This is a genomic window from Roseateles sp. GW835-FHT13E02 (assembly GCF_058794035.1).
The window spans coordinates 104,589-127,362 of sequence record NZ_JBXAGJ010000018.1; the positions used below are offsets into that span (position 1 = coordinate 104,589).

Genomic DNA, 22,774 nt, shown 5'->3' on the forward strand with positions numbered 1-22,774 from the left:
CTTCGAGCTCATGCGGATGCGATCCGGTAACGCGGCAGTTGCTCGGCCAGCCGGGCCACGGCCTCGCGCAGATCGTCCATGCTGCTGGCGTAGGACAGGCGCAGCCAGTGTTCGCTGCCGCTGCGGCCGAAGTCGCGGCCGGGCGTCAGGGCGATCTGGGCGCTGCGCATCAGATCAAAGGCCAGCTCCCAGCTGCCGCGGCCTGTCACGCAGAAGTCGGACGCGTCCATCCAGACGTAGAAAGCGCCGTCCGGTATCACCGGCACGCGCAGGCCCAAGGCTTGCAGCGCCGGCACGATGTAATCGCGCCGTTCGCGGAAGGCCGCGCGGCGCTGTTCGTAGATGGCCAGGCTGTCGGGTTCGAAGCAGGCCAGGGCCGCATGCTGGGCGATGCTGCTGGGGCAGATGAAGAGGTTTTGCGCCAGCTTCTCGATCGGTGCCACCAGCGCGGGCGGCAGCACCAACCAGCCCAGGCGCCAGCCGGTCATGCTGAAATATTTGGAGAAGCTGTTGACCGAGATCACGTCCTCGCCCAGCGCCAGTGCGCTGTGCTCGAAGCGGGCGTCCTGGCTCAGGCCGAGATAGATCTCATCGACGATGGTCACGCCGCCGCGCGCGCGCACGGTGGCCACGATCTCGCGCAAGGCCTCGGGTTCGATCGAGGTGCCGGTCGGGTTGCTGGGCGAGGCCAGCAGCACGCCTCGGGTCTGCTCGGTCCAGGCGTCGCGCACCTGGGCCGGGCTGGGCTGAAAACGCTGCTCGGGCCCGGCGGGCAGCAGTACCGCCTCAGCGTCCACCGCCGCGACAAAATGCCGGTTGCAGGGGTAGCAGGGGTCGGGCATCAGCACCTGATCGCCGGCCTCGAACAAGGCCTGGCAGACCAGCTGTAAGCCTGCCGAAGCGCCGGCGGTGATGACGATGCGCTGCGGCGCGATCGTCAGACCCCATCGCTGGCCGTACCAATCGGATAGGGCCTGACGCAGCGCGGGCAGGCCGGTGGCCGGGGTGTATTGGGTGCGGCCGGCGCTGATGCAGGCCTGTGCGGCCGCTTGCACGGCCGCGGGCGCGCCAAAGTCAGGCTCGCCGATGTTCAGAAAGACCATGGGGCGGCCGCCCTGCGCCGGGTCGCAGATGGGGCTGCGCGCCAGTTCGGCGGCAGCCTTGCTGCACTCCATCACATAGAAAGGCTCGATGTGGTCGAGTCGGCCGGCCAGCTTCATTTCGAAGCGGAACTCCCGCTGCCGGACTTGCCGCGCGCGCTCACTTCCAGCGGGCGCAGATCACCGGCGGCGCGGTCCAGCACGCCGTTGACGTACTTGTGACCATCGGTGCCGCCAAAGGCCTTGGCCAGCTCCACCGCTTCGTTGATGGCCACCTTGTAGGGGATGTCGATGCAGTGCTTGAGCTCGTAAGCGCCAATCATCAGCACGGCGTGCTCGATGGGCGAGAGCTCGGTGGTCTTGCGGTCCACATGGCGCGCCAGCACGCCGTCGAGATCGGACGCTTCCAGAATGCAGCCATTGAGCAGGGCATCGAAATGGGCGCGGTCGGCCTTGTCGAAGTCTTGCTGTTCGCGCATGTGGGCGTCGATGGTGCCGACGTCATCGCCGGTGATCAGCCACTGATACAGACCTTGCAGCGCAGCTTCGCGCGAGCGGCGGCGGGCTGACTTGGGCTGCACGCGCTTGCGCGGGGCGCTGGCGCTCTTGCTGGGGCTCGGGGTGGCGGCTGTCGCGCTCTTGTTGTTCGTGTTCACTGCAGGTCTTCCATCAAATTGGCCATCTCGACCGCCACACGGGCCGCATCACGGCCTTTTTCCTCGGCGCGTGCCCAGGCTTGTTCTTCGTTCTCGACCGTCAGGATCGCGTTGGCGATGGCGATCTGGTTGTCCAGTCCCACGCGCGTGATGGCTGCGCCACTCTCGTTGGCGACCAACTCGAAGTGGTAGGTCTCACCACGGATGATGCAGCCCAGGGCCACCAGGGCGCTGTAGTCCTGGCTGTCGGCCATGGCATTGAGGGCGATGGGCACTTCCAGGGCGCCCGGCACGGTGACGTGGCGGATGTGCTTTTCGTCCACGCCCAGGGCCTTGAGTTCGGCCACGCAGGCCTCGGCCAGGCGGCTGGTGATGGCGTGGTTGAAGCGGGCTTGCACGATGCCGATGCGCAAGTCTTGCCCGTTCAGCGAGGCTTGAGCCGCGGCGTGGCCTTTGTCCGATCCTTGCATGGTGTGCGCTCTTCTCAGGAGTTAGGGGTGGCGGCCTTGAAGCCGGTGACTTCCAAGCCGTAGCCGGTCATGCTGGGCATGCGGCGCGGGCTGCCGAGCAGGCGCATCTTGTGCACGCCGAGTTCACGCAGGATTTGCGCGCCCACGCCGTAGGTGCGCAGATCCATAACGGTGCGTGGTGGCTGGGCGGGCTCGCTGGCTTGTAGGCGTGCCAGCAGGCTGCCGGCTTCTTCGCCGCAATTCAGCAGCACGGCCACGCCGCAGGGGGCGGCTTGCAGCTCGGCCAGAGCGGCGGGAAGCGGCCAGGAGTGGCCGCAGGAGCCGGTGTCCAGCAGGTCGAGCACCGACAGGGGCTCATGCACGCGCACCAGCACCTCGTCGCTGGCCGACCACTGTCCCTTGCTCAGGGCCAGGTGGGTGGCGCCGGTGCGGTCGGTGTAGACGCTGCAATCGAACTCGCCCTGGGCGGTCTGCAGCTTGCGCTGGGCCACGCGGCTGATCAGGGTTTCGTTGCGGCTGCGGTATTCGATCAGGTCGGCAATGGTGCCGATCTTGAGCCCATGCTCCTTGGCGAACTCGATCAGGTCGGGCAGACGGGCCATGGTGCCGTCGTCCTTCATGATTTCGCAAATCACCGCGGCGGGCGTCAGGCCGGCCATCTGGGCAAAGTCGCAGCCGGCTTCGGTGTGACCGGCGCGCATCAGCACGCCACCATCCTGGGCTTGCAGCGGGAAGATGTGGCCAGGTTGCACCAGATCGCGCGCTTCGGCACCGCGGGCTACGGCGGCCTGCACGGTGCGCGCACGGTCGGCGGCCGAGATGCCGGTGGTGACGCCGGTGGCGGCCTCGATGGAGACGGTGAAGGCGGTGGCGTGCTTGGTGCCGTTGCGGCTGGCCATGGGCGGCAGCTGCAGGCGCTCGCAGCGCTCGCGGGTGAGGGTCAGGCAGATCAGGCCACGGCCGTACTTGGCCATGAAGTTGATCGCCTCTGGCGTGACATGGTCGGCCGCCAGCACGAGGTCACCCTCGTTTTCGCGGTCTTCTTCGTCAACCAGGATCACCATACGGCCGGCTGCAAGCTCGGCCACCAACTCGGGGACGGGAGATATGGGCATAAACCCGATTGTAGGCGGGGCAGGGCCGCTGCAACTGGAGCGGGGTCATCAATCGCGCAGCGGCCGGGCCCGCAGGCGCAGATCCTCGCCGATCGGCGTGCATTCTTGCCATTGCCAGCGCTGCGCCTGTTCGAGCTGGCTCAGGGCGGGCAGGGCAGCCAGCTCGCGCCCCGGGCCCAGCAGCAGCGGGGCCAGGTAGACCAGGAGTTCGTCCACCAAGCCAGTGCGCAGCAGGGAGCCGTTGAGCTTGTGCCCGGCTTCGACATGCAGCTCGTTGATGCCGCGCCGGCCCAGCTCGTCGAGCAAGGCGGGCAGATCGACCTTGCCGCCCGGGCCCGGCAGGCTGATCAACTCGGCGCCCTTTTTGCGCAGAGCAGCGGCCGTTGCATGCCCTTCCAGCGACTCAAGCGCGTGGCAGAGCAAGGCCTGACCCGGTGGCGCCAGCAACCGGGCCGCGGGCGATATTTCAAGCCGGGAGTCAACGATGACGCGCAGCGGTTGCAAGACGGTGTCGACCAGGCGCACATCCAGCCGCGGGTCGTCATCGCGCACGGTGCCAATGCCGCTGAGCACGGCGCCCGCGCGCTTGCGCCAGGCATGTCCGTCCTGGCGGGCGGCCGGGCCGGTGATCCATTGGCTGACGCCGTTCTCCAGAGCCGTTCGGCCGTCCAGGGAGGCGGCCATCTTCATGCGCACAAAGGGCCGGCCGCGCTGCATGCGAGAGAGAAAACCCAGGTTCAGCTCGCGCGCTGCCGTGCTGAGAGCGGGGTCTTCCACCCACTCGGCCTGCACGCCAGCGGCGCGCAGCTGCGCCATGCCCTGGCCGGCCACCTGCGGGTTGCTGTCTTCCAGGGCGGCGACCACGCGGCCCAGGCCGGCGGCGATCAAGGCATCACAGCAGGGCGGCGTGCGCCCGTGGTGGGCGCAGGGCTCGAGCGTGACGTAGGCGGTCGCGCCCAGCACCGATTCGCCGCGTGCTTGCGCATCGCGCAGGGCCATCACCTCGGCATGGGCCTGGCCGGCGGCCTGGGTGTGGCCTTGGCCAAGCAGTCGCCCATCGGCCGCGACGATGACGCAGCCGACCCGCGGGTTGGGGTCGGTCAGGCCGATCGCACGTTCGGCCAGGCTCAGGGCATGGCGCATGGCCTCTTGCGCGGAGGCCAGGTGAGTCGGGCGGGGCAGGGCGGCGCTGTGGTTCAACACTCAGTCCCAGGGCGCAGTTTCGAGCGTCTGGCTGGCAGATGCGCTGCCGGTCGGGTCGGTGCTCGGGCTTGCGCTTGCGGGCAGGGCGGCCAATGCAGCACCCGCGGCAAAGAAGTCATGCTCGCCACCAAGGCCGTCGATCAGCTCGGGGATGAGCTTGCACAGCTCGCCGGTGGCCAGGGCGGCGTCGGCATCAAAAGCCTCGTCCTTCTCGGGCGTGTCGCGGCCTTCGAAGGCGAGGTCGAGGAAGCTGATCTTCTTGATCTGCAAGGTGTCGGTGAGCATGAAGGACACACGGTCCTTCCAGCTCATGGCCAGACGGGTGGGGGCCTTGCCGCTTTGCAGATGCTGGCGCACCTCTTCAATGTCCAGCGCATGGCGGGCGTAGCGCACCACGGATTTCATTTCGTCGCCGCTCTTGAGTTCGCACTCGCGGTCGATGGTGAAGCCCTCGGGCGGCACACCGTCCATCAACCAGGCGGCCATGCAGACGGCGGGCGATTCGGCGGTCTGGATCAGGTGCAGGTTCAGGCCGTCGAGCGCCTTGACCAGCAAAGTGACCACCTCTTCGGCGCGGCTGGCACTGCCGGCGTCGATCATGAGGAGCTGCTGAGCCGGCGCGATCCAGACTCGGATGGAAGATTGTTTGGTGAAAGCCTGGGGCAGCAGTTCCAGCGTGGCCTGCTCCTTGAGGTCCTTGGTCTGCTTTTTGCCGGGCTTGCGGCCGGTTTCCTGCTCGACGCGGGCGGCCAGCTCATCGGTGCGCTTGCGCACCACCGAGCCGGGCAGCACGCGCTGCTCCAGCACCAGCTTCAGCAGCCAGTGGCCGCCAATGTCTTCCACCAAGGGGGCGTGGGGAATGTCTCGGGGCGAAGCCCAGCCCAGCGACTGCGCCTGGGTGGCGCCACACTCGACGAAAACGGACTTCGCCAGGCTTTCCTCGATCTGCTCTACCGTGATCTGCCAATCCGCACCGATGCGGTACACCATCAAATTCTTGAACACTGCAGTCCTTGCTCTTCTTGTTGCCTACGACTTTGTGACTCTCGTCCACAAAGCGCGCAATTGTCTCATTGCACTAGGGAGCAGGCCTGGCCTCCCGATTCAAGGTTGCCAACATCAGACTCCAGCCCATTGTGTTGGGATTGTTGAGAATTGAATCTTGCGGGTTGGTGCCAAACTGTCGAGTAATTTGAAAAAACTCCTGTGCTGACGTTTACCGGGGCGCCGGCAGGGCAGCTGTTGATAGGGTTTTGTTGTGCATCGAACTCTGCAGGAACTACAAGAAAGTTTTGATTCGTCAACGCCTTTGAGACATTTATGTAGCTTCTGGGGTGTTCGTTGTTTGATAGCTTCCCGTCGCCGTCATAGTCGGCTGAGTACCGGCAAATCGTCCAGCGAGAAGTTGAATCGTTGACAATAACTTTTAAGCCGGATGAACGGTTGCTCGGGCAAATTCGTTGTCCATTGCTCGGATTGAAGGTGACGTTGGGGCTTTCATTCGATGAAGGGGTGGAACTCACTCCAGATGACCACACTGTCGGAGTGCCGGGCAATGGGTAGACGACGCAGTAATAAGAGACGGACTGATTGCCAGCAGGGGAGTTGGTAAAGCACTCATAGCCTGGGCTTGCTGATGGCGTTGGTCGAATGGGGGATAGCTCTAGGGTTACGGGTAGTGCCGAGCCTTGTAGCAATTGTGGATTTGGATTTCCAGTGTTTGTGCTTGAGAACCAAATCTTTCCACTCAGAAGTAGTCCGTTAATGGTTGTGCAATTCTGTAAATCTGCGGTGGTCAAGTTTGCAGTCGGGCTGGCTGCAGGGGCTGTGCATTTGCTGGAGATAACCCCAGTTAAGTTATTGAATACCCACGCGACTGAGCCGTTCGGTATTGGCTTGAAAACACTAGTGCTATCACCCAAGTCTTTTGCTTCTAGTGGGATGCTGACATCGCGCTCACCTGGCCTGCGAAGCGCTCCGGCAGAAGGAGCGGCAACCAATGAGCCACTCAGAAAGGTCTCTGCCTTGGAGATGAAGCTGTCCAATTGCACGAACTGTGCGCCAGCGGCACGATCAACCCAACTCACGCGGACCTGAACATTGCGCATGGGAGGGAGGGCCTGGGTATGACCTGAGAGCGCTTCTGTCCAGTCGCCGACGGTTCGGCTGATGGAGTAGCTCGCGTTGCCAACATTGATCGATTGGAGGCAGGCGCCTTCGCCTTCCTCACCGGTGCAGGCATTCAAGCTCTGGATGCTGGCAAAGTCACGTGTACCAGCAGGTGAGCTTGCGTTGATGGTTGCGACGGAGAAGTCGCGCAAACGTTCCAGCTCTGATTGGGCGATCCGCATGGCTTCGCTGCGTTGCTTTGACAAATCAGAAGCCCTGCGCATGGTTCCTTGCAGGCCGATCAATGCAACCATGCCGAAGGCCATGATGAGAAGTGCCACCAAGGCCTCAATCAATGCCACCCCGAACTGAGAAGAACCTGGTGGGGCTTGGACTGGCTTCACGAGTCGAGCCCGATGAGTGGGCTTTGAGTGACGATGCGGTGTGCCCATATCAGTAGTTCCACCAACTTCCGGGCATGCGCACAAAGCTCCCGGTCGCATTTTTCAATTGATTGACGACCGAGGGGTGATACCAGATATCTGCCCGCCCAGTGACATCGAGGCCGCCTTCAAGCATGAGCAAGCCCGTGATCAGAGAGGGCTGAGTACTGGATCCGGTCCAGCGTCCTTGTCCCGTAGCGTAGATGAGCCCGGTGAGTTGCATGGGACCCTCGAGTGTCAGCGTGCCTTTCGCCACGATCACCATCGGCATGGCCGCGCTGCCCAAGGTGACGTTGCTGGCAATGGTGACGGGGCCGTCAACCCAGGCCATGCGAACGCCGCGCGCGTAGGCGGTGACTAAGGTGCTCCCACAGTCTGCTTCCGGGCAGGTGATCTTTCGCATGGCCGGTTGATCCAGGTACTGCTGCAGCGTCATGCCGAAATATCTGGAGAACATGCGACCCGTAGGCGCATTCTTCAGGCTCAGGTCATTGTCCAAAATGGCCGTTGTGGGGTCAGAGCCTGGCAGGCTGCTCATTCGGTCCGTGCGTAAGGCCGGACTGCTTGGTCGGGCTTCGCCGGTCACCAAAAGCATGCCGTTGGCACGTGGGTCACTGTTGTGCAAACCGAGACTCTCTGCGTCGACCGTGAGCGTGCCTTTCACAGTCAATGGGCTTGCGGGAGCGTTCTTGAGTGCACTGACGAGGGCAATATCTGCCTCGACCGTTGATCGGCCCTGCATGGCCAGGGCGCTGGCTTGCACATCGGCGCAGGTGGGAATTGAGCTGCCACTGCAGCCAATGGCTCGCAGGCGCATCGTGCCTGGTTTTGGGGGTGGGGGCGGTGTCGCGCTGTTGGCAGGTCGCCGGTCGAGTCTGACATAAAACGTTGGTTGCAGGCTGTCCGCCTCAGTGACTGAAGGGAATGCTGTCAAAGAGACCATTGTGCTTGCGCACTGGCAAGTCCATGTACCCGTTGCGTTGTTGCGAACGCAGGCAGCATGCCCGACAGCACCTGTTGAATCGAGTACGCCGATTTCGCGGGTTTCGGGCTGAATCGAAGTCAGGTAACGATCCCGAAAACTGGTCGTGGCAGTTGCACTGCTTCGGCAAGCTGCGTCAATGTTGATGCCATTGAGCATGCCCAAGGTCCACTCAATGCCCGCCTCTGCAGCTTCAACTGCCACGTTGGCTCGATAGTAGTTGCTGGCAATTCGCTGCTCAAAGACCATGTTTCGATTGGCATACGCAGCCATCATTGCCATGATCAAGAACAAGACCATCACGACGACCAGAGTCGCCGCCCCATGTTGCTTGTTTGAAATGGACCTCATGAGCAAGTCCCAGTGATTTCATCGTTGCGGGCTTTGCCGCTCACGGTCACTTGTCTCACGACATTGCTGTCATGAGCCGCTTGTCCCGTCAATGTGATGGTGATGAGCCTTTGAATTTGACGAGGCGGGCAGTTGACACTCGCACCCTCGCAGCGATCGGGGCAGCTGTCGATCAGGCTGACCGTCTGCTCGTTGCTGCTGACATTGAAAGAGGAGACCAACAAGGTGTTGGAATCTGTCATCGGCTGCCATCGGCCTCCGAGCCGCATGCGCAACATACCGCCTTCGAGTTTGAAGCCGAAGGATTCTGTGTCGTCATCAACCGCGTTGTCTTCGGCCGGGTCGGATGGAATACCCGTACGTTCCTTATGCTTGGCGTAGGCGTAAGTCAAGACTCGCGAATTGTCTTCACCGGTCACACGCAGTGAAGCTGCATACCGATTTTCAATCGGGTTTGAACTCATGCCAGGCGCCCAGATGCCGTTCTGCGGAATGGTCCATGCTCCTGAACGACGAATCTCCCTGAGCATCAAGTCTGCTGCAGCCCGAAGATCTTGTTGAATTTGAGTTTCCAGCACAAGGCGTCGGTGATCCGCCAATTGGCTGGTCATCATCATGCCGGCCCCAGCAATCACGATCATGCCAACGGTGACCCCGACCATCAGTTCAATCAGACTGAGACCAAGTTGCCGGCTTCGAATTGAAGCTCGATTTCGACCTAGCATGATGCAACCCCGGGCATGGTTCCATTGGGTGAGCACGTCTTGATGCGACCCATGGCGTTCACTTGAACTTTCAAGCTGACGCCCCTTCGTCCACTGACCAGGACTGAAAAGTCAGCCGGGTTGGGTGTGAACTGCGGAAAGGTGAACTCAATTCGATTGGCGCCGATACCCGTCGCGCCCGTTGATTCGAAAGTCACACCCAAGCTGCCGGGAATCTGTACTGTCTTGACTTCGGTGGCTGTTGTGTCGATGGGATCACAAGCCGGGGCAGTGGTCGAAAGGCAATTGCAAAAACCCACAGTGCCTCGATAGTTGACCGTGTAGCAACTGAGGTCTGTCGATTTCTTGTAATGGATTTGGACGTTGGTGCCCTTCGCGACCGCCTCAGAGCGTGCAAAGGCCAAATCGTTCGCGATTTCGTCGGCAACCGCAACCACTCGGCGCCTGTTCCACATATCGGCCATGGATGGAGCTGCCAGGGCGGCCAGGACCCCGAGGATCACGAGCACCACCATCAATTCAACCAGCGTCACTCCGTTGCGCTTGTGCTTCATTTGGGCCAGCATTTGCTTGTTGTATTGACTTGTCCGGATTGAGCGGCATAGGTCAATTGCCCTCCTGTCATTGTTGCCATCATGACCGGGCAATCGGAATCATTGTTTTGTAGGCCGCGGGATTTGGCCGTAGCTTTCACGACATAGCCCGTCGCGTAGCTGCCCGTTTCGCCAATCCCCTCCAAGGTCAACTCGTAGTGTTGGATCTGAAGTGATCCCACCAGGTCCGTCACGGAGTTTGAATACGACGATCGATTGGCTCGCCACCTTTCCTGGGCTTGGACCACCGCTGAAATTGCGGTGATTGCCTCCGATCGGCGGCTGCGAGTCGCGTACTCTTTGTAGCTGGGTAGTGCAACAGCCGCCAAGATGGCAATGATGACTACAGTCAGCATCAGCTCGATCAAGGTAAAGCCAGCCGTCTGGTGCCGTCTAAGGCGTAGCAATGCTGGGCTTTTTCGGCGCGGTGTTCTCATGCGTGCATTATGAAAACCGCAAGAGGCGCAATAAGGCGCTACTTTGCCGCTTGTCCTGGGAGCTGAACCGCTTGTCTGCAGACCCTCACTTGAGGGGGGGGGGGGCTCAAGCACAGGTCGGGCTACCGGCAATTGACCCGTTCGGCGAGCATGTCCGAATACGACCTGTGATGGCTATGACATGGCGAAGAGTTTCGCCTTGCTGGCTGCTCACGTCGATGTGGCCTGTGCTTGTTACAGTGCCTTGTCTGCTGTGAAAGCTGAGAGTCGTGACATTGGCTTGCATGGTCAAGCCACTGCTTCGTTGAACCCACTGGGATCGAATCAGTCGCCCGGCGGTGGTGCAGGAGGCTTGACCGTCCGCGTTGCAGCCGCAGGCGCTGACGTCTCCAGCGTAGAGGACATAGCAACTTCCCGCTGCTGTCGAAGAGGTCTTGAAATGCGTGGAGGCGCCGAGCAAGACGGTGTCTCCTCTGGCTTGCTGCAAGTCCGTCATGAGGGTTTGCGACAGAGCTTTGAGGGATTGCACACGTTTGCTGGATTGCAGGGACGGCAAAGCTACCGCTGTCAATGTCGAGACGATCGAGAGGGTGACGCAGGCTTCAATCAGGGAGACGCCTCGAATGCCGGTGCTTTGGTTCAGACGGTTCATTTGTCACTCCTTGATGTGCCGCGATGGACACAATCTAGGAGGTGCAGGTCTGAATCTCTGTCACTCCGAGGTGGGAGTGGCCCCCCTCTTTGGTGGGGGATGGTGTTGTGAGGCCGCGAGGCGCTAAAAGCGGCTAAAAGCGGCTCAAATCTCGCGGATCAGCTGGCGGAACTCGTCCACATCTTCAAAGCTGCGGTACACGGACGCGAAGCGGACATAGGCCACCTTGTCGATGCGCTTGAGTTCGCGCATGACCAGCTCGCCGAGCTTGGTCGAGGGCAGTTCGCGGGCGCCGCTGGTCAGCAGGGCCTCTTCGATGCGCAGCAAGGCGGCGTCGATTTGCTCAATGCTGACCGGGCGCTTGCGCAGGGCCAGTTGCATGGACGCGCGAACCTTGCGGGAGTCAAAGTCCGCGCGCGTGCCGTCTTTCTTGACCACCACGGGCAGGGCAATTTCTGCCCGTTCGTAAGTGGTGAATCGCTTGTCGCAACCCAGGCAGCGACGCCGACGGCGCACCACATCGCCTTCATCCGATTCCCGGGTCTCGGCGACCTGGGTTTCTCCGTGATTGCAAAAGGGGCAGCGCATCGGCGTGTCGTGCCTGGATCAGGCTCAGCGGTAGACCGGGAAGTCGCGCGTCAGGGCGGCGACCTTCTCGCGCACGGCGGACAGATTGGCCTCGTCATGCGGCTTGTCCAGTACATCGGCGATCAGGTGAGCGGTGGCGCGCACCTGTTCTTCCTTGAAACCGCGCGTGGTCATGGCCGGCGTGCCCAGGCGGATGCCGCTGGTGACCATGGGCTTTTGCGGGTCGTTGGGGATGCCGTTCTTGTTGCAGGTCATGTGGGCGGCGCCCAGGATGGCCTCGGCTTCCTTGCCGGTCAGGTTCTTGGGGCGCAGGTCCACCAGCATGACGTGGCTCTCGGTGCCGCCCGAGACGATGCGCAGTCCGCGCTCGATCAGGGTGTCGGCCAAGACCTTGGCGTTCTTGACCACCTGAGCCTGGTAGGCCTTGAACTCGGGCGTCAGCGCTTCCTTGAAGGCCACGGCCTTGCCGGCGATCACGTGCATCAGCGGGCCGCCCTGGATGCCGGGGAAGATGGCCGAGTTGATCTTCTTGGCGATCGCTTCGTCATTGCACAGGATGATGCCGCCGCGCGGGCCGCGCAGGCTCTTGTGGGTGGTGGAGGTCACCACATCGGCGTGCGGAACCGGGTTGGGGTAGACGCCCGCGGCGATCAGACCCGCGTAGTGGGCCATGTCCACCATGAAGTAGGCGCCGATTTCTTTGGCGATCTTGCCGAAGCGCTCGAAATCGATACGCAGGCTGTAGGCCGAAGCGCCCGCGATGATCAGCTTGGGCTTTTTCTCGCGGGCCAGGGCTTCCATGGCGTCGTAGTCGATCTCTTCCTTGGCGTTCAGGCCGTAGGAGATGACGTTGAACCACTTGCCGCTCATGTTCAAGGCCATGCCGTGGGTCAGGTGGCCGCCCTCGGCCAGGCTCATGCCCATGATGGTGTCGCCCGGCTGCAGCAAGGCGAAGAACACGCCTTGGTTGGCTTGCGAGCCGGAGTTGGGCTGCACATTGGCGAAGTTGGCGCCGAAGAGCTCTTTCAGGCGGTCAATGGCCAGCTGTTCGACCACGTCCACGTACTCGCAGCCACCGTAGTAGCGTTTGCCGGGGTAGCCCTCGGCGTACTTGTTGGTCAGCTGGCTGCCCTGCGCCTGCATCACTGCGGGCGAAGTGTAGTTTTCCGAGGCGATCAGCTCGATGTGATCTTCTTGGCGACGGTTTTCGTTCTGGACGGCAGCCCAGAGATCCGGATCGACTTGGGCGAGGGTGGAAGTGCTACGGTCAAACATAGGGGTGGCAGTGCTCTAGAGGTGGAGTGCCCGTCCGGCTGGGCACCGAATTGAAGAAACGGGTGCATCAGCGAGACCAAGCTGCCCAGGCGAACGGCTGAAGTCGGCGTGGGGTTCAGCCCATCGACGTTCGCGCTTCCCGGTGGTCCACCACCTCAGGCTGCCGGTGACGCTCGGTCACCTGGCCCTCCTTGATCGCCAGTCGCGCGAAGGCTGCAGTGTAGCCGCAGCGCCAGGGGCTCCTGAGGAAGCCGGCTTCGCCAAAGCACAGGGCAGGCTGCGCTCAGTGCAGCTGGGCGACGCGCTCGTCCTCGACCGTGGCCGGGCCGCTCGGCAGCTTGGGTGCGGCCATTGGCGTGCTGGCTGGGCGAGCGGGTACAGGTCGGCCCGCGGCCACGGCCTTGAGTTGCTCCTGCATGGCCAAGACTCGGCTGGTGTAGTTGCCTTCGTCGGGCAAATTGGCTGCGCCCACGTAGTAGCGCAAGCCTTCCTCCACCGTGCCGGCTCGTTGGATGCACTCTTTCAGCACTTGAACACCGACACGCATATTGGTGATCGGGTCGAAGGCCGCGAAATTGCCGCCGAACGCCTCGTACTTGTCGTTGTGCACTTGGGTCATCACCTGCATCAGACCCTGGGCGCCCACCGTGCTTTGTGCAAATGGGTTGAAGGCCGACTCGATGGCCATGATGGCCAGAATCAGGGTCGGTTCCACCCGAGCGCGCTGGCCGACCGCGTAGGCTTCTTGAACCAGGCGACTGATGGGCTCGGGGGCCACCTTGTAGCGCCGTGCCACCCACTGGGCGATGGCGGCCTGCTGGCGGGGCAGATCCTTGGGGTCGACCGCCGTGGCGCGGGCGATCGCATCCGGTTCTTCGTTGCCGATCAAGGTGTTGCCATCGGCGATATTGCGGGCTTCTTGGCGGGCATGGAGCCAGCCACGGGCCTGGCCTTCGAGTTGCTGGCGCAGTTCAGCCTGGCTGGCAAAGGTCAGGAGCACAGCCACCACGGCCAGGCCGACCAGGGCCAGGGTGTTGTGGCTGACGACCAGCAGGCCTTGGCCGATGTCCTTGATGAACAAGGACGCAGCGGCTCCGGTGCTGCGGGTCAGGGATAAAAGATCACGACGCGCTGTCATGCGACTCCTTTCTTCTCTTCCACGAATCAAGCATCCCGGCTGGCGCCAGGGGCTCAAGGGGTGGCAGTGATAATGGGCCGGCCCAGGTGGCGGGGCTTGCGGATTGCAGGCCTTCGCCGGGGCTGACGTCCATCGGCAGCGGGGCGTCTTCACCCTCCCGAAGGCGAAGACACGGGTTAACCCTGAATGTTCAGGGCAGGCGGATTTTAAGGGTCAAAAATAACCCGTCAAGCTTGTTAACTGGTTTTTATATTACTGGATGTTATGAAGTATCGTGACCTGCGCGACTTTATTGGCGGTTTGGAGGGCATGGGTGAGCTCAAACGGGTGAGCCAGCCGGTCTCCCCCGTCTTGGAGATGACGGCCCTCAGCGACCGGGTTTTGCGCGCCGAGGGACCAGCACTCTTGTTCGAGCAACCCACCGGTCACACCATGCCGGTGCTCAGCAATTTGTTTGGCACGCCGCGTCGTGTGGCCCTGGGCATGGGGGCCGACAGCCTCGATGATTTGCGCCAGGTCGGCCATGTGCTGGCCAATCTGAAAGAGCCCGAACCGCCCAAGGGCGTCAAGGACGTCGGCCGTTTGCTGCAGATGATGAAAGCAGTCTGGGACATGAAACCCCAGACGGTGCGTCGCGCGGCGTGCCAGGAGATGGTGCTGCAGGGTGCCGACATCAACCTCAAGGACATCCCGATCCAGACGTGCTGGCCGGGTGATATCGGCCCTCTGATCACCTGGGGTTTGGTCATTACCCGGGGGCCGCAGTCGGTGCCCAAGCCGCGAGCGCGCCAGAACTTGGGGATCTACCGCCAGCAACTGATCGGACGGCGCCAGCTCATCATGCGCTGGCTCGCCCATCGCGGCGGCGCCTTGGATTTCCGCGAGTTTGCGCTGGCCAATCCGGGGCAGCCGTTTCCGATTGCGGTGGCGCTGGGCGCCGATCCCGCCACCATCTTGGGCGCCGTCACGCCGGTGCCCGACAGCTTGTCGGAGTACCAGTTCGCCGGACTGTTGCGGGGCTCACGCACCGAACTGGTGGACAGCGGCGTGGGTGAAGCCGGCCGCATGCTGCAAGTGCCGGCCAGCGCCGAGATCGTGTTGGAGGGGCATATCCCGCCGTCGGCTGCGGGTTTCACCGGTGTCAGCGAAGACGGCGTGCCGCTGAAAGAGAAGGGCGGCTACCTGCACGCGCTGGAGGGGCCGTACGGCGACCACACCGGTTACTACAACGAGCAGGATTGGTTCCCGGTGTTTGAAGTCAGCCGCCTGACAAGGCGCGAGCAGCCGATCTACCACTCGACCTACACCGGCAAGCCGCCCGATGAGCCGGCCATTCTGGGTGTCGCGCTGAATGAAGTGTTCGTGCCGATTCTGCAAAAGCAGTTCACCGAGATCGTTGATTTCTATCTGCCGCCCGAAGGCTGCAGCTACCGCATGGCGGTGATCTCGATTCGCAAAGCCTATCCCGGCCATGCCAAACGGCTGATGTTCGGGCTCTGGAGCTTTTTGCGGCAGTTCATGTACACCAAGTTCATCGTCGTGGTGGATGAGGACATCAACATCCGCGACTGGAAGGAAGTGGTCTGGGCCATCACCACACGCATGGACCCGGTGCGTGACACCACCCTGGTGGACAGCACGCCGATCGACTACCTCGATTTCGCCTCGCCGGTCAGCGGTCTGGGCGGCAAGATGGGCCTGGATGCCACCAACAAATGGCCGGGTGAGACCAGCCGCGAGTGGGGCCGGGGCATCGCCATGACGCCCGAGGTGCAAGCGCGCGCCGATCAGTTGTTTGAAACCCTGTTCACATCCTCAGCCTCGGGTTTGTCCGGGGCTTGATGGCTTGAAAGCGAGCCGGGCCTCACCTAGTGTTGGGAGGCCTGTTTCAGGCACAACCTCTGGCGCAATCATTGCGCGCCAGGAGCCCTCGGGCACATCCCCCGAGAGCCCCATCGGTGGCGTCAGCCACCACACCCCTTCCCGGTTCAGGCTTGGAAGGGGTTTCTACTTCTGGGCTTGACGTTTTCCGCTGGGCGTCGCCGTTTCAGTGGCCCGCGGCCAGGGCAATGGCCTCGTAGATGACATAGCGCACCCGGGCATAGCCCTCGCTGGATGGCAACCAGGTGCTCAGCCGCCATGGGCCGTCCGGACGCAAGCCGGCTGGGGCAGGGATCAGGGTGATGGAGCCCGGCACGCCCTTGTCATTCATGGCTTCGCGAAAAGCGCGCAGCGCGCGCGGCAGATGCTGCTCATGCGTGACCAGCACCAGGGTGCGGATCTGGCGCTGCTGCAGATAGTCGATGCTGAAGCGGGCGTTCTCGCGGGTGTCGCGCGAGCGGTCTTCGATCCAGGACAGGGGGTGTTGAAATTCATCGGCAGCGACGCGGCGGGCGATCTGGCCTTCGCTGAGCAGCTGGTCGCGCGCCTGCCAGCCGATGCCGCCCGAAAAGCCCAGCGGCGCCTGGATCTGCCGTGACAGCCAGATGCCCAGCCGCAGCCGGGGCTGGCTGTGCTCATTGAGAGAGGGGCCCTGGTACTCCGGCGCCCACTGGCGCGCACCGCCGCCGAGCACCAACACGGCCACGCCGCCGTCCTTGGCTTGCAGCTGGCGCAGCCGGGCGATCTCTGCCCGGTCCAGGGCGGGCGGGGTGTTCAGCCATTGCTGGCTCAAAAAACGTCCGAAGCCTTCGCAGCCACTGAGCCAGACCGCGATCACGGTCGCGATCAGGAGCAGCCAGCCACGACGCCGGCGCCCTTTTTGCAATTGCCAGCCTCCTGCGATGGCCAGGGCCATGAACACCATGGGTGCCTGCACCAGGCTCATGGCCAGCGGCTTCAAGTTTGGGGTCAGCAAGCTCCAATCCACCTTCGCTCCACCTCGATTTCCACACCTGTTGTCGAATTGATTCTGTTTCGCCGGTGCGCATCATCGCTGCATGTGGGCATGAGTCCGTCATCGGCGAGTGCGGGTCGGCTCGGATATGCTCGCGCCGATTCGTTTGCCTACCCCATACCTTCGCTGTGACGCGACCCGACACCATGAACCGCCCCATTCCTACCTCCTTGCAACGCATCACCCTCGGTGGTGGCTGTTTCTGGTGCCTTGAGGCAGTGTTTGAGCAGGTGCGCGGCGTGCATGCGGTGCAGTCGGGCTATTGCAATGGCCCGGTTGAAAACCCGTCCTACGAGCAGGTCTGTTCCGGCCAGACCGGCCATGCCGAGGTGGTGCGCGTCGATTTCGATCCGTCTGTGGTCAGCCTGCGTGAGTTGCTGGAGGTGTTCTTTGTCATCCACGACCCGACCTCGCTCAACCGCCAGGGCGCCGATGTCGGCACGCAGTACCGATCGGGCATCTACACCCATTCAGCTGAGCAGGCGGCGCAAGCCCGGCAAGTTTGGGACGAAGCCCAGGCTGCCCACCAGGGCCGGCTGGTGACGGAACTGCTGCCCGAGCAGAACTACTGGCCGGCCGAGGCCTACCACCAGCACTACTACGCCCGCAACCCTGACCAGGGTTACTGCGCCTTTGTCGTGGCCGGCAAGGTCGAGAAGTTCCGCAAGACCTTTGCGCGCCTGCTGCGCCCGGCCGATTGACGCATCACGTGCACAAACACCTGCGGAGCGCTTGGCGTCGATGAGTATTCAATGGTCCGGGCTCAGCCACCACTACGCGGGTGGCGGCAGCCCCGTCGTTTTTCCTGATTTTTCGCTTCCGACCGGACGGCATTTGCTGCTGCGAGGCCCCTCGGGCAGCGGCAAATCCACCTTGCTGGCCCTGATGGCCGGTCTGCTGACGCCGAGCGCGGGCCGCATTCAGATGGCTGGAACCGAGCTGAGTGCGCTGAGTGCGCGCCAGCGGGATGCCTGGCGCGGCGCGCAGCTGGGCTTTGTGCCGCAGCGCCTGCACCTCAGTGCCAGCCTCAGCGTGCTCGACAACCTGGCCTTGCCCTTCATCAGCGCTGGCTTGCTGCCCCAGCCTGAGCGTGCCTTGGCTTTGTTGCAGCAGCTGGGTTTGCAAGGCCTGGGCGCGCGCCTGCCGCACCAGCTGAGCGTGGGGCAGGCGCAGCGGGTCGCCCTGGCGCGGGCCTTGATGCGGCAGCCGGCGTTTTTGCTGGCCGATGAGCCCAGCGCCAGTCTGGATGATGCCCATGCGCAGCAGGTCTTGCACTTGCTGCTCGAGGTCGCCGCGGCGCAGGGCGTCAGCTTGATCCTGGCCACGCACGACGGCCGTCTGGTCCAGCCGCTGGCGGGCAGGGCGGATTGGTCGCTGCTGGATTTGGCGGCGGGCCGCGCGGGCGAGGTGCAGGCATGAGCGCCCTGATTCGCCTGGCCTGGCGTTATCTCTGGGCGCAGCCGCTGACGGCCGGCCTGAATCTCTTGCTCCTGAGCCTGGGCCTGGCGGCGATCAGCTTTGTGCTTCTGGTCAGCGAGCAGATCGAGGCGGGTGTGCGCCGTGATCTGGCCGGCATCGATCTGGTGGTCGGCGCCAAAGGCAGCCCCATGCAAATCATGCTCTCGGGCGTGTTCCATCTCGATGTGCCGACCGGCAACATTCCGCTGACCACACTCAAGACCTTGCGTGCGCAGCCCCTGGTCGCACGCGCCGTGCCACTGTCGCTGGGTGACAGCCTGCGTGGCTTTCGCATCGTGGGCACGGAGCGCCGCTATCTGGAGTTGTACGGCGCCAGCCTGGCTCAGGGGCAGGCGTGGAACGGGCCGATGCAGGCCGTGCTCGGTGCCGAGGTCGCACAGCGCACCGGCCTGGGCCTGGGCGCATCGTTTGCCGGCAGCCACGGCCTGGGCGAGCAGGGGGATGCGCACGAGGGCGGTGGCTACACCGTGACCGGCATTCTGAAGCCCACGGGCACGGTGATCGACCGCCTGGTGCTGACCGATCTGGCCTCCGTCTGGCAGGTTCACGAGGCCCACCATGGCGAGGCGCATGAGGCGCATGAGGTAGAGGACAGGGATGAGGCCCAGCGCGAGGTCACCTTGATCCTGCTCAGCTACCGCAGCCCGCTCGCGGCCATCAGCCTGCCGCGCTGGGTCAATGCCCAGCCGGGCCTGCAGGCGGCAGCGCCGGCGCTGGAAACCGCGCGCTTGCTGCGCATGGTGGGGGCGGGCACCGAGGTCTTGCGCGGCTTTGCGTGGGTGCTGCTGCTGGCGGCGGGCTTGTCGGTGTTCGTGGCCTTGCTCAATGCCGTCCGGGCCCGGCAGGCGGATCTGGCCATGATGCGCATGCTGGGCGCGCCACCGTGGCGGGTGGCGGTGCTGGTGGGGCTGGAAGCGGCGATTCTGGCGGCGCTGGCTTGTGTCATCGGCCTTGGCCTGGGGCATGGTCTGTGCGAGATCCTGGGCCGGGTGCTGGCCGAGCGCCAGAGCTTGCGCCTGAGCGGCGCCTGGTTCTCCAGCTGGGAGTGGAGCCTGCCCCTGCTTGCCGCGGCGCTGGCCCTGCTGGCCTCGGCCTGGCCGGCCTGGCGCGCTTACCGGCTGGATGTCAGTGAATTGCTGCAGGCGCCGCGCTGAAGCGATGCTGCTGCAGGCACAATGCCGCACTCGATCTGAATCGCCATGAACCGAACTGTGCTGCTTGTGAACCGCCCGTCCCGCTTTGCGCTTGCTGCCCGCCGTCATCTTGTGATGCTGGGCTTGGCCTTGTGCTGCGCTGGGGCGCAGGCGCAGGCGCCAGTCATCGGGCAAGGCCCGGGCTACCACGACCCGCGCAGCCCCTTCAAGCCTTTGCAGGAGCGCGAAGGTGTGCTGTCCTGGAGCCTGCTGTCCTCGGTGAGTACCAAGGCAGAGAAGAACCGGCTGGTGCCGACCTTTCCCGCCCCGGTGCAGGCGCTGAACCAGAAGAAGGTCAAGGTTCAGGGTTTCATGATGCCGCTGGAGCCGGGCGACAAGCAGCGCCACTTTTTGTTGTCTTCGGTGCCCACCTCCTGCTCGTTTTGCGTGCCGGCCGGTGCCGAGGGCTTGATTGAAGTCTTCACCCAGCAGCCGGTGCGCTACACCCTGGAGCCGGTGTTGGTTGAAGGGGTGCTGGCCGTGCTCAGCGATGACCCTTACGGCCTGTTCTATCGCATCAATGGCGGCCAAGGTCTGGCCGCGCCTTGAGCGCGAGCCCGAAACTGATCGACTGAATCGATGAGCCGCAGCTCCCAGACCCCACCACGCAGCGCCGCAGCGCTGCGCAGGCCGCAGGCGCAGGCCTGGCGGGTCTGGGCGCTGCTGGCCTTGATGCTGGCCTTCCAGGGCCTGGGGCAGTCGCACCGGGTGCTGCACAGCGCCGGCTTCGCGCGGGCCCTGGTGCCGCTGGCTTCGCTGGCGCCGGCCAGCGCGGTGTCGGATGCCCAGACCGCCCGCATGACGTCCGGCGAGGGCTGGGGTCACACACGCGGCGAGCTGATTTGCTTGCTGCTTGACCAGCTCAGCCACGACCACGCGCCCCTGGCCTTGCCCGCGGTGGCGCTTCAAGACGCTGTGTTCGCGAGGCCCGATGCGGCTCCGGTGGCGTCTTTGCACCTGGCGGCGCGCTGGAAGCGCGCGGCCCGCGGTCCGCCCTCCCTGGCCTGAGCGAACTCCCTTTTTCGCCTCGACCACGCAAGGTCCCGCGTGCAGGCCGCTGTGTTCAGCGGCGTTCGCCTTGGTGACCTGCGTTCGGCTCGAGACGGGCTTCGCCGCGCCTCCCAGCTTGGGGAGCCTGCGGCCCGTTCCCTCGGTTATGTGTTGTGTCCACGAGTCCGCTTGCAGGCGGGCCGTCGGCACAAGCGCCAGAAAGTTCTCCGATCATGAGCACCGCTTCCGTTTTTGCCCCGCGGCCCTTGGCCCTGGGTACCGCACTCCTGTGCCTGAGTCTGTCCAGCCAGGCCCAAACAGCCTCGACCGCTCCACCCCAGACCGCAGCCTCGGCGGATCCCGCTGCCGCGCTGGCCGCTGCGCCGTCCGCAGCCGGCAGCACCGAGCACCTGGGCCGCGTCCAGCTGACCGGCAACCCGCTGCGCAGCCAGCAGCTGACCCAAGCCAACAGCGCACTCAGCGGCGACGAGCTGAGCCTGCGCCGCGCCTCCTCGCTGGGCGAGACCCTTGACGGTCTGCCCGGTGTCTCGGCCAGCTACTTCGGCCCCAACAGCAACCGACCCACCATCCGCGGCCTGGATGGCGACCGGGTGCGCATGCTGAGCAATTCAGGGGCTTCGGTCGATGCCTCCAGCCTGAGTTTTGACCATGCCGTGCCGACCGACCCCTTGGTCATCGACCGGGTCGAGGTGCTGCGCGGTGCGGCTGCCTTGCTCTATGGCGGCAACGCCATCGGTGGTGTGGTCAACACCCTGGACAACCGCATCCCCAAGGCCATGCAGCCCGGCTTGAGCGGTGCGGCGGAGGTGCGCGTCGGCGGCCCGGCGCAAGAGCGCAACGGCGCCGTGGTGCTGGACGGTGGCGTCGGCTCGGGCAGCCAAGGCTGGGCCTGGCATGCCGACCTGGCCGGCCGTCGGGCCTCCAACCAAAGCACCCCGCGTTTCAGCGCCGAGGGTGAAAGCGCCACCGAGGTGCGCAACTCCGCGGCGCGCAGCCACGGCGGCGCGGTGGGCGGCTCCTACATCTTCGCCCAGGGCTATGTCGGGCTGTCGCTGGAGGACTACCACAACGACTACGGCGTGACCGTCGAGCCCGATGTGCAGATCCAGATGCAGCGCCAGCGCGCGGCCACGGCCGGCGAATGGCGCTTTGCCCCGGGCAGCGCTGCGGCCGAACTGCTGCGCCGGGTGAGCTGGAATGCCAGCAGCAGCCGCTACCAGCATCAAGAGGTGGAAGGCTCGGGCGAGGTGGGCACGGTGTTCAAGAACCGCGGCAAGGACCTGCGTTTGGAGCTGGAGCATGCGCCCTGGGGCGCGAGTGCTGCCGTCAAGGGCATGCTGGGTGTGCAGATGGAGCGCAGCGACTTCTCCGCCATCGGCGCTGAAGCCCTGGTGCCCAGTTCGCAGACGCGCAGCAGCGCGGTCTTTCTGCTGGAGCAGTACGCAGCCGGCCCGCTGACCCTGGAGGCGGGCGCGCGTGCGGAATCGGTGCGCGTCAACTCGGCCGGTGATGCGGCCGATGCCGAAGAGCCACGCTTTGGTGCCGCCAGCAGCCTGCGCTTCAAGCCACGCAGCCTGACCTTGAGCGGCAGCTATCGCCTGAGCGAAGCCTTCAGCCTCAATGCCCAGGTCAACAGCAGCCAGCGTGCCCCCATGTTCTACGAGCTGCATGCGCAGGGTGTCCATGTGGCCAGCGGCGCTTACGAGCGCGGCGACGCCAGCCTGGGCCTGGAGCGCGCCAAGGCCGTGGACCTAGGCCTGGAGTGGAAGCAGGCTGAAAACTTTGTGCGCCTGAACCTGTTCCGCACCCGCTTCGCCAGCTATATCGCACTCGATGCCACGGGCGAGCAGTTCGACGACGCGGGTGAGTCCTTCCCGGTCTATGCCTTCAAAGCCGTGCCGGCGGTGCTGACAGGCTTCGAGCTGGAAGGCCACTGGCATCTGCCGGCCCAGCTGCTGCCGGGCACGCAGTTCGCCCTCACCGCCACGCTGGACGGCGTGCGCGGCAGCAACCGCCAGACCGGCGAGCCCTTGCCGCGCCTGGCGCCGCTGCGCGCCAGCCTGGCGCTGGACGCCAACCAGGGCCCGTGGATGGCCCGCGTGGAATGGCGCTTGAGCGCGCGGCAGACCCGTGTGCCGGCCCTGGACCATGCCACGGCCGGTTACGGTCTGCTCAAGCTGAGCCTGTCACGCCAGCTGCGCATCGGCAACAACGAGGCGCTTTGGTATCTGAAGCTCGACAATGTGGGCAATCAACTGGCCTACAGCGCCAGTTCGGTGGCCACCATCCGCGAGCTCAGCCCGCTGCCGGGCCGCAGCCTGCACACCGGCTTGCAGCTGCGCTTCTGAGCGAGCGCCG

Annotated in this window: 23 protein-coding genes and 1 riboswitch; of the genes, 7 read left to right on the top strand and 16 right to left on the bottom strand. The window is 64.2% G+C overall.

All coding sequences use genetic code 11. The features are described from left to right. Nucleotides 1–8 precede the first annotated feature (8 nt). From AC1Q6P_RS17575 to AC1Q6P_RS17645, 15 genes are all read right to left on the bottom strand, one after another. Nucleotides 9–1,220, bottom strand: coding sequence for a pyridoxal phosphate-dependent aminotransferase (locus tag AC1Q6P_RS17575; protein ID WP_492665243.1), 1,212 nt, complete (start codon nucleotides 1,218–1,220; stop codon nucleotides 9–11). Continuing rightward, a complete protein-coding gene (gene nusB / locus AC1Q6P_RS17580; protein ID WP_171828778.1) occupies nucleotides 1,217–1,756 on the bottom strand; it encodes a transcription antitermination factor NusB in 540 nt (179 codons plus the stop codon). The genes AC1Q6P_RS17575 and nusB overlap by 4 nt, the downstream gene beginning before the upstream one ends. Next, nucleotides 1,753–2,226, bottom strand: a complete 474-nt coding sequence (gene ribH / locus AC1Q6P_RS17585; protein WP_102766844.1) for a 6,7-dimethyl-8-ribityllumazine synthase — start codon at nucleotides 2,224–2,226, stop codon at nucleotides 1,753–1,755. The genes nusB and ribH overlap by 4 nt, the downstream gene beginning before the upstream one ends. Nucleotides 2,227–2,240: 14 nt before the next feature. Next, the gene (gene ribBA, locus AC1Q6P_RS17590; RefSeq protein ID WP_171828780.1) at nucleotides 2,241–3,341 is read right to left on the bottom strand and encodes a bifunctional 3,4-dihydroxy-2-butanone-4-phosphate synthase/GTP cyclohydrolase II; all 1,101 of its coding nucleotides are present in this window, start codon (nucleotides 3,339–3,341) and stop codon (nucleotides 2,241–2,243) included. Between the two features lie 48 nt (nucleotides 3,342–3,389). Continuing rightward, a complete protein-coding gene (gene ribD, locus AC1Q6P_RS17595) occupies nucleotides 3,390–4,484 on the bottom strand; it encodes a bifunctional diaminohydroxyphosphoribosylaminopyrimidine deaminase/5-amino-6-(5-phosphoribosylamino)uracil reductase RibD (protein WP_492665298.1) in 1,095 nt (364 codons plus the stop codon). A gap of 60 nt (nucleotides 4,485–4,544) precedes the next feature. Next, complete coding sequence (locus tag AC1Q6P_RS17600) at nucleotides 4,545–5,549, bottom strand: recombination-associated protein RdgC (protein WP_492665242.1); 1,005 nt, start codon at nucleotides 5,547–5,549, stop codon at nucleotides 4,545–4,547. A 65-nt stretch (nucleotides 5,550–5,614) separates the two neighbouring features. After that, nucleotides 5,615–7,057, bottom strand: coding sequence for a type IV pilus modification PilV family protein (locus AC1Q6P_RS17605; RefSeq protein WP_492703268.1), 1,443 nt, complete (start codon nucleotides 7,055–7,057; stop codon nucleotides 5,615–5,617). Nucleotides 7,058–7,106: 49 nt separating this feature from the next. Further along, nucleotides 7,107–8,429 (bottom strand): PilX N-terminal domain-containing pilus assembly protein, encoded by a 1,323-nt coding sequence (locus AC1Q6P_RS17610; protein ID WP_492665240.1) that lies wholly within the window; start codon nucleotides 8,427–8,429, stop codon nucleotides 7,107–7,109. After that, a complete protein-coding gene (locus tag AC1Q6P_RS17615) occupies nucleotides 8,426–9,154 on the bottom strand; it encodes a PilW family protein (RefSeq protein WP_492665239.1) in 729 nt (242 codons plus the stop codon). The genes AC1Q6P_RS17610 and AC1Q6P_RS17615 overlap by 4 nt, the downstream gene beginning before the upstream one ends. Beyond that, nucleotides 9,148–9,708, bottom strand: coding sequence for a GspH/FimT family pseudopilin (locus tag AC1Q6P_RS17620; protein WP_492665238.1), 561 nt, complete (start codon nucleotides 9,706–9,708; stop codon nucleotides 9,148–9,150). Before AC1Q6P_RS17620 ends, AC1Q6P_RS17615 begins: the two co-directional genes overlap by 7 nt. Beyond that, nucleotides 9,705–10,184: a type IV pilin protein gene (locus AC1Q6P_RS17625; RefSeq protein WP_492665237.1), complete on the bottom strand. Its 480-nt coding sequence runs from the start codon at nucleotides 10,182–10,184 to the stop codon at nucleotides 9,705–9,707. The genes AC1Q6P_RS17620 and AC1Q6P_RS17625 overlap by 4 nt, the downstream gene beginning before the upstream one ends. Before the next feature lie 106 nt (nucleotides 10,185–10,290). After that, on the bottom strand, nucleotides 10,291–10,836 hold the full coding sequence (locus tag AC1Q6P_RS17630; protein ID WP_271009581.1) for a GspH/FimT family pseudopilin: 546 nt from the start codon (nucleotides 10,834–10,836) through the stop codon (nucleotides 10,291–10,293). Between the two features lie 144 nt (nucleotides 10,837–10,980). Further along, entirely contained in the window at nucleotides 10,981–11,424 is a 444-nt protein-coding gene (nrdR, locus tag AC1Q6P_RS17635) for a transcriptional regulator NrdR (RefSeq protein ID WP_102766835.1), read from the bottom strand. Between the two features lie 24 nt (nucleotides 11,425–11,448). Continuing rightward, a complete protein-coding gene (gene glyA, locus AC1Q6P_RS17640) occupies nucleotides 11,449–12,699 on the bottom strand; it encodes a serine hydroxymethyltransferase (RefSeq protein ID WP_102766834.1) in 1,251 nt (416 codons plus the stop codon). 76 nt (nucleotides 12,700–12,775) lie between these two features. Continuing rightward, nucleotides 12,776–12,915: riboswitch (ZMP/ZTP riboswitch) on the bottom strand. 67 nt (nucleotides 12,916–12,982) lie between these two features. Further along, nucleotides 12,983–13,837: a lytic transglycosylase domain-containing protein gene (locus AC1Q6P_RS17645; protein WP_102766833.1), complete on the bottom strand. Its 855-nt coding sequence runs from the start codon at nucleotides 13,835–13,837 to the stop codon at nucleotides 12,983–12,985. Between the two features lie 264 nt (nucleotides 13,838–14,101). Here AC1Q6P_RS17645 and AC1Q6P_RS17650 point away from each other — a divergent pair, with 264 nt between their 5' ends. Further along, complete coding sequence (locus tag AC1Q6P_RS17650) at nucleotides 14,102–15,679, top strand: UbiD family decarboxylase (protein ID WP_492665236.1); 1,578 nt, start codon at nucleotides 14,102–14,104, stop codon at nucleotides 15,677–15,679. A gap of 205 nt (nucleotides 15,680–15,884) precedes the next feature. Here the strand turns inward: AC1Q6P_RS17650 and AC1Q6P_RS17655 are convergent, their stop codons facing one another. Further along, complete coding sequence (locus AC1Q6P_RS17655; RefSeq protein ID WP_492665235.1) at nucleotides 15,885–16,694, bottom strand: YdcF family protein; 810 nt, start codon at nucleotides 16,692–16,694, stop codon at nucleotides 15,885–15,887. A 185-nt stretch (nucleotides 16,695–16,879) separates the two neighbouring features. On the opposite strand from AC1Q6P_RS17655, the gene msrA reads away from it, so the two are divergent. The 6 genes from msrA (at nucleotide 16,880) to AC1Q6P_RS17685 (ending at nucleotide 22,764) form a co-directional block, all read left to right on the top strand. After that, nucleotides 16,880–17,434, top strand: coding sequence for a peptide-methionine (S)-S-oxide reductase MsrA (gene msrA, locus AC1Q6P_RS17660; protein ID WP_492665234.1), 555 nt, complete (start codon nucleotides 16,880–16,882; stop codon nucleotides 17,432–17,434). A 40-nt stretch (nucleotides 17,435–17,474) separates the two neighbouring features. After that, nucleotides 17,475–18,152 (top strand): ABC transporter ATP-binding protein, encoded by a 678-nt coding sequence (locus AC1Q6P_RS17665; RefSeq protein WP_492665233.1) that lies wholly within the window; start codon nucleotides 17,475–17,477, stop codon nucleotides 18,150–18,152. Continuing rightward, entirely contained in the window at nucleotides 18,149–19,366 is a 1,218-nt protein-coding gene (locus AC1Q6P_RS17670) for an FtsX-like permease family protein (RefSeq protein ID WP_492665232.1), read from the top strand. Before AC1Q6P_RS17665 ends, AC1Q6P_RS17670 begins: the two co-directional genes overlap by 4 nt. A gap of 45 nt (nucleotides 19,367–19,411) precedes the next feature. Beyond that, nucleotides 19,412–19,954 carry a DUF3299 domain-containing protein gene (locus AC1Q6P_RS17675; RefSeq protein WP_492665231.1) on the top strand — a complete coding sequence of 181 codons (543 nt, stop codon included), beginning with the start codon at nucleotides 19,412–19,414 and terminating at the stop codon, nucleotides 19,952–19,954. 30 nt (nucleotides 19,955–19,984) lie between these two features. Then, nucleotides 19,985–20,413 carry a hypothetical protein gene (locus tag AC1Q6P_RS17680; RefSeq protein ID WP_492665230.1) on the top strand — a complete coding sequence of 143 codons (429 nt, stop codon included), beginning with the start codon at nucleotides 19,985–19,987 and terminating at the stop codon, nucleotides 20,411–20,413. A gap of 215 nt (nucleotides 20,414–20,628) precedes the next feature. Beyond that, nucleotides 20,629–22,764 (top strand): TonB-dependent receptor, encoded by a 2,136-nt coding sequence (locus tag AC1Q6P_RS17685; RefSeq protein ID WP_492665229.1) that lies wholly within the window; start codon nucleotides 20,629–20,631, stop codon nucleotides 22,762–22,764. Nucleotides 22,765–22,774 lie beyond the last annotated feature (10 nt).